This window comes from Kitasatospora mediocidica KCTC 9733 (assembly GCF_000744225.1).
Lineage (GTDB): Bacteria > Actinomycetota > Actinomycetes > Streptomycetales > Streptomycetaceae > Kitasatospora > Kitasatospora mediocidica.
In genome coordinates this window covers 1,207,089-1,219,743 of record NZ_JQLN01000004.1, presented here as the reverse complement: position 1 = coordinate 1,219,743, position 12,655 = coordinate 1,207,089, and the positions used below count along the sequence as shown (strand labels likewise).

The 12,655-nt window shown below is 73.8% G+C and carries 10 protein-coding genes; 3 read left to right on the top strand and 7 right to left on the bottom strand.

The annotated features are described in order from the left end of the window. Window positions 1-28: 28 nt before the first annotated feature. From argS to BS80_RS12825, 4 genes are all read right to left on the bottom strand, one after another. Entirely contained in the window at window positions 29-1,774 is a 1,746-nt protein-coding gene (argS, locus tag BS80_RS12840) for an arginine--tRNA ligase (RefSeq protein ID WP_035796558.1), read from the bottom strand. Between the two features lie 103 nt (window positions 1,775-1,877). Then, complete coding sequence (locus tag BS80_RS12835; RefSeq protein WP_408607366.1) at window positions 1,878-3,569, bottom strand: sigma-70 family RNA polymerase sigma factor; 1,692 nt, start codon at window positions 3,567-3,569, stop codon at window positions 1,878-1,880. A gap of 86 nt (window positions 3,570-3,655) precedes the next feature. Further along, complete coding sequence (locus tag BS80_RS12830; protein ID WP_035797429.1) at window positions 3,656-5,008, bottom strand: sensor histidine kinase; 1,353 nt, start codon at window positions 5,006-5,008, stop codon at window positions 3,656-3,658. Window positions 5,009-5,045: 37 nt separating this feature from the next. Beyond that, a complete protein-coding gene (locus tag BS80_RS12825; RefSeq protein WP_035797427.1) occupies window positions 5,046-5,723 on the bottom strand; it encodes a response regulator transcription factor in 678 nt (225 codons plus the stop codon). Window positions 5,724-6,159: 436 nt separating this feature from the next. Between BS80_RS12825 and BS80_RS43530 the strand changes: the two genes are divergently transcribed. Further along, window positions 6,160-7,278: an MGDG synthase family glycosyltransferase gene (locus BS80_RS43530; RefSeq protein WP_051966517.1), complete on the top strand. Its 1,119-nt coding sequence runs from the start codon at window positions 6,160-6,162 to the stop codon at window positions 7,276-7,278. A gap of 47 nt (window positions 7,279-7,325) precedes the next feature. Then, window positions 7,326-8,051: a polysaccharide deacetylase family protein gene (locus BS80_RS12815; RefSeq protein ID WP_035797425.1), complete on the top strand. Its 726-nt coding sequence runs from the start codon at window positions 7,326-7,328 to the stop codon at window positions 8,049-8,051. Window positions 8,052-8,053: 2 nt separating this feature from the next. Here the strand turns inward: BS80_RS12815 and BS80_RS12810 are convergent, their stop codons facing one another. The 3 genes from BS80_RS12810 to BS80_RS12800 all read right to left on the bottom strand — a co-directional run bounded on the left by BS80_RS12810 (window position 8,054) and on the right by BS80_RS12800 (window position 10,956). Next, window positions 8,054-8,917: a metallophosphoesterase family protein gene (locus BS80_RS12810; protein WP_035796555.1), complete on the bottom strand. Its 864-nt coding sequence runs from the start codon at window positions 8,915-8,917 to the stop codon at window positions 8,054-8,056. 107 nt (window positions 8,918-9,024) lie between these two features. Further along, window positions 9,025-10,278, bottom strand: coding sequence for a cytochrome P450 family protein (locus BS80_RS12805; RefSeq protein ID WP_051966516.1), 1,254 nt, complete (start codon window positions 10,276-10,278; stop codon window positions 9,025-9,027). Window positions 10,279-10,419: 141 nt separating this feature from the next. Beyond that, window positions 10,420-10,956: a DUF1990 family protein gene (locus BS80_RS12800; protein WP_035796552.1), complete on the bottom strand. Its 537-nt coding sequence runs from the start codon at window positions 10,954-10,956 to the stop codon at window positions 10,420-10,422. A gap of 131 nt (window positions 10,957-11,087) precedes the next feature. Between BS80_RS12800 and BS80_RS12795 the strand changes: the two genes are divergently transcribed. Continuing rightward, entirely contained in the window at window positions 11,088-12,620 is a 1,533-nt protein-coding gene (locus BS80_RS12795) for an NAD-binding protein (RefSeq protein ID WP_198045503.1), read from the top strand. Window positions 12,621-12,655: the final 35 nt, after the last annotated feature.

Sequence of the window (12,655 nt, the reverse complement as noted above, 5' to 3'; positions counted from 1 at the left end):
CCGGGCAGCCGCTCATCCGAGGGCGGGTTCAGAGCTGCTCGGGGGCGGCCATCCCGAGCAGGCCGAGCCCGAGCGCGAGGGTCCGGGCGGTGAGCCGGCAGAGCAGCAGCCGGTTCTCCCGGGTAGCCGTGTCGGGGGCCTTCAGCACCGGGGCCTGCTCGTAGAAGGCGCTGAACGAGACGGCCAGTTGGTACAGGTAGGTGCAGAGCCGGTGCGGCTCCCGACTCTCCGCGACGGCCTCCAGCGCGGCCCCGCACTCGTCCAGCAGCAGCGCCAGCGAGCGCTCGGCGGGGGTGAGCGCGACCCCGGGGTGCGCCCGGTGGCCGGCGTCGGCCGGGGCCTTGCGCAGGATCGAGTGGATCCGGGCGTGCGCGTACTGCAGGTAGACCCCGGTGTCGCCGGTCAGCGAGACCATCCGGGCCAGGTCGAAGGCGTAGTCCCTGGTCCGCGCGTTGGACAGGTCCGCGTACTTGAGCGCGCCGATGCCCACCTGGGCGGCCCGCTCGGCCAGCTGCTCCGGTGCCAGCCCCGGGGACTTCTCGGCGATTACGGCCGCGGCGCGCTCGACGGCCTCGTCCAGCAGGTCGACCAGCCGGACGGTGCCGCCGGCCCGGGTCTTGAACGGCCGGCCGTCGGCGGCCAGCACCATGCCGAACGGGACGTGCGCGGCCGTCACGCCGTCCGGCAGCCAGCCGGCCCGCCGGGCGGTCTCGAAGACCATCCGGAAGTGCAGCGCCTGCCGGCTGTCCACGACGTACAGCAGCCGGTCGGCGCCGAGCGCGGCGACCCGCTCCCGGACGGCGGCCAGGTCGGTGGCGGCGTATCCGTAGCCGCCGTCCTTCTTGCGGACGATCAGCGGTACCGGCTCACCGTCCGGGTTGAGGATCCCGTCGAAGAAGACGCAGAGCGCCCCCTGCGAGCGCACGGCGACGCCGGAGGCCTCCAACTGGGCGCAGACGTCGGCGAGCATCGGGTTGTAGTGGCTCTCGCCGACCGCGTCGGTGTCCTCCAGCAGGACGTCCAGCCGCTGGTACACGGCGTCGAAGTGCCGCTTGGACTCGTCCACGATCCGCTGCCAGGCCGCCACCGTCGGCGGGTCGCCGGCCTGCAGCGCGACCACCCGCATCCGGGCCCGCTCGGCGAACTCCGGGTCGGTGTCGAAGTGCTTGCGGGAGGTCTTGTAGAGCGCGTCGAGCGAGGAGACGTCGGCGCCGGTGTCGCCGAACTCGTCCCGGTACTGGATGAGCATCCCGAACTGGGTTCCCCAGTCGCCGAGATGGTTGCGCCGCACGACCCGCTCACCGCCGAAGGAGAGGATCCGGGCGAGGGCGTCGCCGATCACGGTGGACCGCAGGTGGCCCACGTGCATTTCCTTGGCGATGTTCGGCTGGCTGTAGTCGAGCACCGTGACGCCCGCGCCGGGGAGCGCTCCGATGCCCAGCCGGTCGTCCGCGAGCCGGGCCTCGGCCTGGGTGAGGAGGGCGCCGTCGGCGAGGGTCAGGTTGAGGAAGCCGGGGCCGGAGACCTCCCAGCCGGCCAGCACCGCCGACTCCGCGGACCCGGATGCCGCCAGTTCGGCGGCCACCCGCCCGGCCAGCTCCCGCGGGTTGGTCCCGGCCGCCTTGGCCGCCGCGAGCAGGCCGTTGGCCTGGAAGTCCGCCCGGTCGCTGCGGCGCAGCTGCGGATCCACGTCCGGTGCGTCGGGCAGTGCGACGCCGATGGCCTGGTGGAGGCCGGCGTGCACAGTGGCAGCGAGAGAGGGGACCGCGGTCATCGGGACCAACCGTTCTGTGCGCAGGTGCGAGGTCCGGTCAGTCTGGGGGAGTGACCTCGCACCTGTCGCGCCAATTTGCCGGTCGGTCTCAGGCGCGGGCTCCTCAGGCGGGGGCGCCGAAGTCCTGGGTCCACCAGGGGCCGCCGGGGCCCTGGTGGACGCCGACGCCGATCTCCTTGAACGCGCAGTTGAGGATGTTCGCCCGGTGGCCGGGGCTGTTCATCCAACTGTCCATCACCGAGGCCGGGGTGGACTGGCCCTGGGCGATGTTCTCGCCCCAGGTGCTCCACTGGTAGCCGGTCGCGTCGATCCGCTGCTGCGGTCCGGCGCCGTCCGGGTTGGTGTGGTCGAAGAAGTGCCGGGCCGCCATGTCGTCGGACTGGCCCTGGGCGGCCGCCTGGAGCTTGCCGTTGGCCGTCAGCGGACCGCAACCGTTCTGCGCGCGCTGGATGTTGACCAGGTCCAGCACCTGCTGCTGGAACGAGCCGGCGGTGGCGACCGACCCGCCGAGCGGGGGACGCGCGGAGGTGGTGGCGGGGGCGGGCGAGGCGGACGTCGGGGCCGCGGACATCGAGGGGGAGGGAGCCGTCGAGGCGGACGGCGACGGGGAGGGCGTCGGGGCGGAGGAGGGCGAGGCGGTGGGCGAGGCCGACGCCGACGCCGGGGCGGACGGCGCGGGCGACCCGGCGGCGGGCTTCGAGGCGGGCGCGCCGGTCGGCGGTGTCGAGGCGCTTCGCAGCGCCGTCACGTCCACCAGATCGGGCTGCGTCAGTGCGGCGTCGGAGGCTCGGACCGCGCTGCCCTGGCCGGGAGCCAGGGTGTGCCAGCCCAGTCCGCCCGCCGTCAGCGCCGCCAGCAGGCCGAGCGCGGTGGCAGCGCGACGGCGTCCGGTCGGACGGCTGCGGCGCCGCCGCCCGCCCGGCGGACGTCGGCGCGAACCGCCGGCCGCGCGGTGGCCGGCCGGACGGGGGCGCGGTACGCCGGTGCCGGTGGCGGCCGTCAGCCGGCCGGCCAGCCGGCGCGGCAGCGGGAGCAGGGCGAGACCGGCCAACAGGCCCTCGGCCGGGACCAGGTCGCGGGCGTGCCCGCCGCAGGCCTGGCAGTCCCGGGCGTGCCGGGCGATCCGCTTGCGCCACAGCGCCCCGGGCGATCCGTCCCAGGTGGCCGTGACGGCCGCCAGTTCCGGGCAGGCCGGGTGGCCCGCCAAGGCCCGGACCACCACGCGCGAGGTCTCCAGTCGCTCCTTCATCCGCTGCACCCGGACCGCCGCGTGGGCCGGCGGCAGGTCCAGCGCGGCGGCCAGTTCGGCCCGGCTCAGCTCGCCGGCCGCCTCCTGCCACCACAGGCCCAGCAGCTCGCGGTCCTCCGGGTCCAGCCAGCGGGTCGCCTCGGCGACCTCGCGCCGCTGCCCGGCCAGGCCCAGCCGCACGATGGTCAGACCGACGAAGTCGGCGTCGGGGTCGGCCAGGCCGTGCGCCTCGTCCAGCGGGCCGGCGCCCGCACCGGCTTGCCGGTCCCGGTAGCGGTGCCGGATCTGGTTCATCGCGATGGCCACCAGCCACGAGCGGAAGGCCTTCGGCTCGCGCAGCCCGTCCAGGCCGTCCACGGCCCGCAGCATGGTCTCCTGCACCACGTCGTCGGTGTCGGGGTGGCCGTTCAGCGCGCGGCCGACGATGTTGTAGAGCAGCGGCAGATGCCCCGCGATCAGCGCGTCCCGGTCGGCCGGCAGGACCGCGCCGTGCCGATCGCCGGTCCGCGCCCCGGTCGTCCCTGTGCGGTGACTGTCCGTGCCCACCCGTGTCCACCTTCTCCGTCAGCTGACCTGTCCACTGTGGGAGATCCGCGACAGCGAGCTGGATAACGGAAAATCAGACTGGAAATTCAGCGGCTTCGGGGGACCGGGATCCGGGCCACCAGAAGGGCGCCGCGTTCGGCGTCGTCGGCGTGCAGGGTGCCGCCGTGGTGGGCGGCCAGGTCGCGGGCGATGGCGAGGCCCAGGCCGGCGCCGCCGTGGTCGCGGCTGCGGGCGTCGTCGAGCCGGGCGAACCGCTCGAAGACCCGTTCGCGCTCCTGCGCGGGGATGCCGGGGCCGTCGTCGGCGACCTCCAGCACGGCGCAGTGGTCGTCCGGGCCGTCCGGCACGGTGCGCAGCGAGACCTCGATCCGCTGCTCGGCGAAGCGCTGGGCGTTGTCCAGCAGGTTGGTCACCAGCCGGGTGAGCAGCAGCCGGTTGCCGTCCAGCTCGATCTCCGGCGCCAGGTCCACGCGGACCGGGACACGGTCGCCGCGCCGGGAGTCGACGGCCTGGCGCACCAGGTCGCCGAGGTCCAGCCGCTGGGCCGAGACCGGCTCGGCGGCGTCGATCCTGGCCAGCAGCAGCAGGTCGGCGGCCAGGTGCTCCAGCCGCGCGGTGTCCTCCAGGGCTCCGCTGATCAGCTCCGGGCGCAGCTCCGGGTCCGGGACGGCGAGCGCCACCTCCAGCTGGGTGCGCAGCACCGCGATCGGGCTGCGCAGCTCGTGCGAGGCGTCGGCGATGAAGCGGCGCTGGCGCAGGCCGGAGGACTCCAGCCGGTCCAGGGTGGCGTTCATGGTGGTGGCCAGCCGGGCGATCTCGTCGTGGGTGGGCGGGACCGGGACCCGGCGGTAGAGGTCGCGGTCGGTGATCGCGGCGACCTCGGCGCGGATCGCCTCCACCGGCCTCAGCGCCCGCCCGGTGACCCACCAGGTGACGGCCCCGACGGTGATCAGCAGCAGCGGCCCGCCGACGGCCAGTGCGGCCGTGGTGGTCGCGTCGGCCGCGTCGGCGTCCCGCAGCGAGGTGCCCGCGTAGACGGTGACCAGGCCGTCGGGGGTCTCGGTGGTGACCTCGACGACCCGCTGCCGGTGCTCCTCGCCCATCCGCGTCACGTCCCAGGTGTGACGCACGGTGCCGGGGGCGGTGGGGCGGTCGGGCGAGACGGCCGTCCGGCCGCTGAGGTTCTGGCTGCTGGTGAGCACCTTGCCGCTCGCGTCCACCACCTGGAGGAAGTCGGCGCCGTGGGTGGGCTGGAGCAGCGGGTCGAGCCGTCCGGCCACCGCCAGCTGCGCGACGGAGTCCGCCTGGTGCTCGGCGTCGTCCTCGGCGTTCTGCAGCAGGTTGGCGTCCAGCAGGCCGACCAGCGCGAACGAGGCGGCGGCCAGCGCCACGGCCACCACCGAGCAGGCGCCCAGGGTGGCCCGGGCCCGGACGGTCATCGGCCGCAGCCGGCGCGGCAGCGGGCGCCGCGGAGCGTCAGCCACCGTCGACCGCGAGTCGGTAGCCGGCGCCGCGCACGGTCTCCAGGGAGGTCCGGCCGAACGGCGCGTCGATCTTGCGCCGGACCGCGCTGACGTGGACCTCGACGACGTTGGGGTCGCCCTCGAAGGCGGTGTCCCAGACCTGCTCCAGGATCTCCCGCTTGGGCACCACCTCGCCGGCCCGCCGGGCCAGGTACTCCAGCACCGCGAACTCGCGCGCGGTCAGCCGGATCTCGGTGCCGCCCCGGGTGCAGCAGTGTCGGGCGGGGTCGATCCGCAGGTCTCCGAACTCCAGCGCCTGCGGACGGCGGCGGCCGGTGCGCCGGGCCAGCGCGCGCAGCCGGGCCAGCAGCACCACGTAACTGAAGGGCTTGGAGAGGAAGTCGTCGGCGCCGGTGTCCAGGGCCTCCGCCTCGTCGTACTCGCCGTCCTTGGCGGTGAGCATCAGGATGCCCGCCTCGCAGCCGGCCGCCCGCAGCCGCGCGCAGATCCGGTAGCCGTTGACGCCCGGCAGCATGATGTCGAGCAGGATCACGTCGTAGTCGTGCTCGCCCGCCAGCCACAGGCCCTGCGGGCCGTCGTGGGCCACGTCCACCGAGATGCCCTCGGCCTGCAGCCCTCGCTGCAGGGCGGCGGCCAGCCGCCGTTCGTCCTCGACCACCAGTACGCGCATGCCCACAGGATCGCAGGCCGCTTTGAGGGTTTGCTGAAGATCACTTCAGCTGTCTTCAGCTTGGCTTCAGCAACGGCACACCATGCTGTGCCTGCGCCGGAGCGGCCGATGGGCCGTCCCCGCGCAGGTGGAACGGCCACCGGGTACCGCGGGGAGCAGAAGTGACGGAGTGTCAGGCCGGTCGTCGGCCACCAGTCCGTCGGAGGCTGGACACCCCCCGTCCGGGCGGACGACACCCAGCCTCTCGGTCGACGGCCTACCGTCGCGTGCCGGGCGGGCTGTGACGCCTGCGACCGAGGGGGCGCCGGGTCCTGGCACCTCCTCGCCCGGCACACCGCTCTGTCGCGCCGAAGCCACCATCCCATTCATGACGTAAGGCCCAGTGGGCAGCGGTCGCCAGCGCGGCCCGTCCGCCGGCCGCCCTGGAAGGAGCCTGATGCGGTCGAGAGAGCCGAACCGGATCACCGTCGTGTCCGCGAGCGTGGGAGCCGGCCACGACGGTGCGGCGGGTGAGCTGGTCCGCCGTCTGCAGGCGGCCGGATTCGAGGCCGAATGCCACGACTTCCTGGACCTGCTGCCGCGCGGCTGCGGCCGGCTGCTGCGCGGCAGCTACGCGCTGGAGCTGCAGGTGGCGCCGTGGGCCTGGGGCTGGCTGCTGCGGGGCCTGGAACGGTTCCGGCCCTCGGCCGCGCTGGTGGGTTGGCTGTCCGCGCTCGCCGCTGCCCGGCGCACCAGGGCGGTGGTCGGGCCGGACGTCGCCGCGGTGGTCTCCACGTACCCGCTGGCCAGCCAGGCGCTCGGGCGGCTGCGCCGGCGCGGTGGGCTCAACGTGCCGGTGGTCACCTTCCTGACCGACATGTCCGTGCACCCGCTCTGGGTCGCGCCCGGCGTCGACCTGCACCTCGCGCTGCACCCGGTGGCGGCCGCCCAGGCGCAGCGGCACGGCGCCAAGGACGTCCAGGTCTGCGGACCACTGGTCGGCCCGGCCTGCCGCCCGGTGCGCTCGGCCGCCGAACGGCTGCGCGAGCGCGCCCGGTTCGGCCTGCCCGCCGACGGGCCGGTGGCGCTGGTGGTGGCCGGCTCCTGGGGCGTGGGGGAGGTCGAGGCCGCGGCGCGCGAGATCGCGGCCACCGGCCTGGCCGTCCCGGTCACCGTCTGCGGGCTCAACGAGGGGCTGCGCGAGCGGCTGGCCGCGGCCGGCACCGGCGTGGCGCTGGGCTGGGTGGACGACATGCCCGCGCTGCTGCGGGCGGCCGACGTGGTGGTGCAGAACGCCGGCGGGCTGACCTCGCTGGAGGCGATGGCCAGCGGTGTCCCGGTGGTCAGCTACCGTTGCCTGCCCGGGCACGGGGTCACCAACGCCGCCGCGCTGGACGAGGCCGGGCTCGCGGTGTGGATACGCGAGGAGAGCCGGCTGGCGCCGGTGCTGGCCGCGACGCTGGCGACCGCCACCGTGCCGCTCCCGCCGCCGGCCCCCGCGGCGGACCAGACGATAGCCGCCCTGGCCGGCGGCGCCCCGAAGGCGCCGGCCTCGATCCTGGAGGTGGTGGCCTGATGAAGCCTGGAAATGGCGGCCTGATGAGGCCTGGAGGTGGTGGCCTGATGAGCCGCTCGACCACGCTCGTGCGCGCCGGCGCCCTCGTCGCCGGTGGCCTCGCGGTGGCGCACAGCCTGCCCGCGCTCACCTCGCTGGCCCCGCTGCGCCCGCTGCTCGCCCCGGGCCTGAGCGGTCCCGGCGACCCCGGGCACGTGGCGCTGACCTTCGACGACGGCCCCGACCCCGACTCCACCCCGCTCTTCCTGAAGGAGCTGGAGAAGGCCGACGTCCGGGCGACCTTCTTCGTGCTCGGCCGGATGCTGGTGCGCTCCCCCGACCTGGGCCGCCGACTGGTGGACGCCGGGCACGAGGTCGCCGTGCACGGCTGGCGGCACAAGCCGCTGCTGATCCGCACGCCGTGGGCCACCCGCGACGACGTGGCGCGCACCCGCGAGCTGGTGGCCGACATCACCGGTCAGTCGCCGCGCTGGTACCGCCCGCCGTACGGGGTGCTGACCGCCTCCGCGCTGTACGCGGCCCGCGAGTGCGGGCTCACCCCGGTGCTCTGGACGCACTGGGGTCAGGACTGGACCTCGCGTGCCACGCCCGACTCGGTGCTGAGCACGCTGACCCGCGCACCGCTGGCCGGCGGCACGCTCCTGCTGCACGACTCGGACGTCACCTCCGCGCCCGGAGCCTGGCGTTCGGCGCTCGGCGCGCTGCCCCGGCTGCTGGAGCTGTGCGCGGAGCAGGGCCTGCGGGTCGGTCCGCTGCACGAGCACGGGTTGTAGGTCTAGTGCCTTTGCGTGCTGGGCCCCGGCAGGATCTGCCGGGGCTGCGGAGGCTGTTCGCCCCAGCGTCGCCACTCGCGCGGGTAGCCGACCGAGACCTCCTCGAAGCGCACGCCGTCGTAGTAGGTGGTGCGCGGGATGTGCAGGTGGCCGTAGACCATGGCGGCCGTACGGTACCGGGTGTGCCAGTCGGCGGTCAGCTCGGTGCCGCACCACTGCGCGAACTCCGGGTGGTGCAGGACGTCCATCGGCGTGCGCACCAGCGGGTAGTGGTTGACGAAGACCACGGGCAGGCTGCCGTCCAGCTCGGTGGTCAGCCGCTTCTCGGTCAGCTCCACCCGGGCCCGGCACCAGTCGTCCCGGCTCGGATACGGGTCGGGGTGCAGCAGGTGCTCGTCCGCGCAGACCACGCCGGCGGCGTAGGCGATCTCCAGCGCCTCCTCCTTGGTGGTGGCGCCGGCCGGACGGAAGGTGTAGTCGTACAGCAGGAAGAGCGGGACGATCACCACCGGGCCGCCCTCGCCGCGGAACACCGGGTACGGATCCTCCGGCGTGATCACGCCCAACTCCCGGCAGATCTCCACCAGATGACGGTAACGCTGCTCCCCGCGCAACTGCACCGGGTCATGGCCCGGCGACCACAGCTCGTGGTTGCCGGGCACCCAGACCACCTGCGCGAAGCGGCCGGCGAGGACGCGCAGCACATGCTCGATGTCGGCGACCTGCTCGCCGATGTCGCCGGCCACCAGCAGCCAGTCCTGCGGTGAGGTGGGGCGCAGCTGGTCGGCGTGCGCCCGGTTGGCCTCGTAGGCGACGTGCAGGTCGCTGATGGCGAGCAGCCGTCCGGTGCCGTCCTGCTGGTCCATCGCCGTCCTCCGTCGGTCGGTTCTCTGACAGTGCGTCTGCCCTCGATCAGCGTAAGTGCGACCGGCGGGGCGGCGGTTGGCGGGGCCCCGGCCCTGTGCTGGCCGGGTCAGCCGGCCGCCGGGCGGAGCACCGCGGGGAGCGTCAGGTGGCCGTTGGAGATGAAGGACTCGACGTGTCCGAGGTCGCCCTCGGCCAGGCTGAGCTGCGGGAACCGCTCGAAGAGGGCCGGCAGGGCGATCGCCGCCTCCAGCCGGGCCAGCGGCGCACCCGCGCAGAAGTGCACGCCATGGCCGAAGGAGAGGTGCTCCTTGCCGGGACGCAGCAGGTCGAACGCCTCCGGCCGGTCCGGGTGGGCCTGCGGATCGCGGCCGACGGCGGCGTAGCCGATCAGGATCGCCTCGCCCTTGCGGATCAGCACGTCGCCGGCCTGGATGTCCTCCACCGCGTAGCGCAGCGGCAGGCTGGCCACGGGAGCCCGTACCCGTAGGGTCTCCTCGATCACGTCGTTCCAGGACGCCTTCCCCGCGCGGACCAGGGCCAGTTGTTCGGGGTGGGTGAGCAGCAGGTGGATGGCGTTGTCCAGCAGGTTGACGGTGGTCTCGTGGCCGGCGCTGACCATCAGCATCAGGGTGTCGATCAGTTCGGCCTCGCTGAGCTGGGCGCCCGCGCCGTCCTCCTCGTCGGCCCGGGCGGCGATCAGCAGGCTGGTCAGGTCCTCGGCCGGTTCCTTGCGCTTGAGCGCGACCAGTTCGCCGAGGATGCGGTACATCTCGACCACGTTGGCCTGGGCGGCCTCCGGGGTGGTCGTGGTGGCGAAGAAGGCGTCCACGCAGGTCCGCATGCCCTCGCGCAGCTCGTCCGGGACGCCGAACAGCTCGCAGATCACCTGGATCGGGATCGGGTACGCGTATCCCTCGCGCAGGTCCGCGGCGGCGCCGGGCTCGGTCGCCTCGAGGCCGTCCAGCAGCTCGGTGACGATCTGCTCGATCCGCGGGCGCATCGCCTCGGTGCGCCGGACGGTGAACGCGCCGGAGAGCAGCGTGCGCAGGCGGCGGTGCTCGCTGCCGTAGGCGGTGAACATGTTCTCCACCGCGACCCAGACGTAGAGCGGCCAGTCGGGGCCGATCTCGCCGTTGCGGAAGGCGGTCCAGTGCTCCCGGGCGTTCTTGGAGACCCGGGGGTCGGTCAGCAGCTGCTTGACCAGCGCCTGGCTGCCCACCGACCAGGCGACCACGCCGCCCGGGAGCTCCACCCTGGCCACCGGTCCGTCCTGGTGGATACGGGCCGCCTCGCCGTGGATGTCGCGGCCGGTGAGGTCGATGGCGAACGGACAGCGGTCGGGCTCCACGGACGGTTCCATCGGACGGCCTCCTGGGGTGGGCGCGCTGGCGCAGTGCGCACGGCGCCGACTTCCGGACGTCGATCAGCTAAGCAGATCGACCACGGGTTGTCAGGAGGTCGTCTAGGTAGGGGACATGACGTGGGGTCGGCTGCTCGGGGATCAGCCGGCCGCCAGCCGGCGCAGGGTGCTCGCGCAGCGCCAGGCGTACGCGCGCTGGAAGAGCGGGACGATCGGCCCGGCCATCCTGGTGTACCAACGGCCCGGCCGGCTGAAGGCAGTGACGGTGAACCAGACCGAGCCGTCCGCCCGCAGGTCGACGACGAACGACTCCTCGCCGCATTCGGGGTGGCCGGGCCGGGTGCCGTACGAGAAGCCGATCCGGTCCGCCTCGTGGCCGCACCAGACCACCCGGCACGGCGCGTCGAGGCGCAGCGGCCCGAACCCGATCCCGCACACCACCTCGGTGCCCGCCGTCACGCGCGGCGCGCCCGGTCCCAGCCCGGTGCGCACCCGGACCCCGGCGGCGCGGTGCATCCGCAGCGTGGTGACGGCCTCGCCGGCCGCCTCCAGGACGTCGCGGCCGTAGCCGATCAACGCCTCCCGGCGCAGGTGGTGGTAGCCGGCGGGCAGCGGGCCGGGTCGGGTGACGGCGCCGACTTCGACGTAGCTGAAGGTCGGCGATGCGGTCAGTCGCATGGATGCGCTCCTTCGCGGCGGTCTTGAACGTGTTCAATTGGCTCGCGACACCGACTCTACGCAGCCCGCCGAACAGGTTCAAGATGATGATCCGGCTCCTCGACGACCGATCGCCAGTAGCATCCAGAGCTATGACAGAGGCAGGACGGGGGGCGCCGCCGGTCAGTGAGGCGCTCCAGCCGGTCGTATACAGCGACCACTACATCGTGTGTGGCGGCAACGCCCTGGCCCATCGGCTGATCCTCGAACTCGTCGAGCACTACGAGGTACCGGTGTTGGCGATCGTGCCCGACCGCAACCGTGACCACGCGCCCCGGATCGAGCGGCTCGACGGCGTCACCGCCGTCCTGGAGTACAGCGGCGTCACCGAGGAGGCGTTGCGGGAGGCCTGTGCGGGGACCGCGCGCGGTATCGCGCTGGTGGACGGTGACGACCAGGCCAACATCCATGCCGCGCTCAGCGCCCAGGGCTGCAACCCGGAGATCCGGATCGTGCTGCGGATGTACAACCAGCGGCTCGGCGAACAGATCCAGAAGCTGCTGAAGAACTGCGCCGCGCTCTCCGGCTCCGCCACCGCCGCGCCCGCCTTCGCCAACGGCGCGTTGGCCCGCCCCAACTCCGTCCAGGTGGGCGACCGTTTCCTCTACGTCGCGTACGACGCCGACATCACCGCCGGCCACCTGTGCGTGGCCGCCGACCGGATAGACCGTCAGGACCTGACCCGGCTGCGCCTGCTGCCGGACACCGGGCCCGCCTCCGGTGACTTCATCCGCCTGGCCAACGCCTTCGGCGAGGGCGGCCCGATCGCGGTGGGCATGCGGACGGCGGGTCAGGAGGCGGGCGACGACGGCAGTGTGGCCGTGTTGCAGACGCTGGCCACCGAACCGCCGCTGTGGGTCTCCTGGCCCTCCCGGCTGAGATACCGCCTGCTCGACACCCTGCGCTACTTCACCAGCGCCCGGATCCGGCTGGTGCTCTTCACCGCCTTCGCGGCCATCGCCGCCTCGTTCGGCGTCGTCTGGTACTTCAACCGGGACTTCGGCTGGACGGTCTACGTCACCCTGCTCGACATGGCCGGAGCCGCCCAGCCGGACCAGTACGGCGACCCGACCGGCGGGACCGGCGGCGGCTGGCAGCGGGTGGCGCAGGTGGTCATCACCTTCTGCGGCATCACCTTCGTCCCGGTGGCCACCGCGATCATGGTCGAGATCCTCGCCTCCGGGCGGCGCGGGCTGCCGAAGAGCCCGAGTGCGGGCCTGCGCCAGCACGTGGTGGTGGTCGGGCTCGGCAACGTCGGGACCAGGGTGGCCACCCTGATGCGGGAGTTCGGGGTGCCGGTGGCCTGTGTGGAGCGCGATCCGCAGGCGCGCGGGATCGCGGCGGTGCGGGCGCTGGGGATACCCGTCCTGGTCGGTGAGGGCCCGCTGGAGGACCAGCTGCGCCGGGCCCGGGCGCAGCACAGCCGGGCGGTGGTCGCGGTGACCAACGACGACGCGGTCAACCTGGAGGCGGCGCTGGAGGCCCGGGCGCTGCGCGACAGCGTGCGGATCGTGGTGCGGCTCTTCGATAACAGTTTCTGCATTGGACGACATGTCAGAGATGCGCGCTGGGCAGGGGCTAGCTGGCCTGAGGGCCGTCTGAACAGCCTTCCTCTACGAGCTTGATCACATCCTCCAGTGCGTGACTCAGCCTGTCGACG

Excerpts from the sequence above, each read along its gene's own strand:
- argS (WP_035796558.1), bottom strand. The coding sequence starts at position 1,774 with ATGACCGCGGTCCCCTCTCTCGCTGCCACTGTGCACGCCGGCCTCCAC.
- BS80_RS12830 (WP_035797429.1), bottom strand. The coding sequence starts at position 5,008 with ATGACCGTCCGGGCCCGGGCCACCCTGGGCGCCTGCTCGGTGGTGGCC.
- BS80_RS12825 (WP_035797427.1), bottom strand. The coding sequence starts at position 5,723 with ATGCGCGTACTGGTGGTCGAGGACGAACGGCGGCTGGCCGCCGCCCTG.
- BS80_RS43530 (WP_051966517.1), top strand. The coding sequence starts at position 6,160 with ATGCGGTCGAGAGAGCCGAACCGGATCACCGTCGTGTCCGCGAGCGTG.
- BS80_RS12815 (WP_035797425.1), top strand. The coding sequence starts at position 7,326 with ATGAGCCGCTCGACCACGCTCGTGCGCGCCGGCGCCCTCGTCGCCGGT.
- BS80_RS12810 (WP_035796555.1), bottom strand. The coding sequence starts at position 8,917 with ATGGACCAGCAGGACGGCACCGGACGGCTGCTCGCCATCAGCGACCTG.
- BS80_RS12805 (WP_051966516.1), bottom strand. The coding sequence starts at position 10,278 with ATGGAACCGTCCGTGGAGCCCGACCGCTGTCCGTTCGCCATCGACCTC.
- BS80_RS12800 (WP_035796552.1), bottom strand. The coding sequence starts at position 10,956 with ATGCGACTGACCGCATCGCCGACCTTCAGCTACGTCGAAGTCGGCGCC.
- BS80_RS12795 (WP_198045503.1), top strand. The coding sequence starts at position 11,088 with ATGACAGAGGCAGGACGGGGGGCGCCGCCGGTCAGTGAGGCGCTCCAG.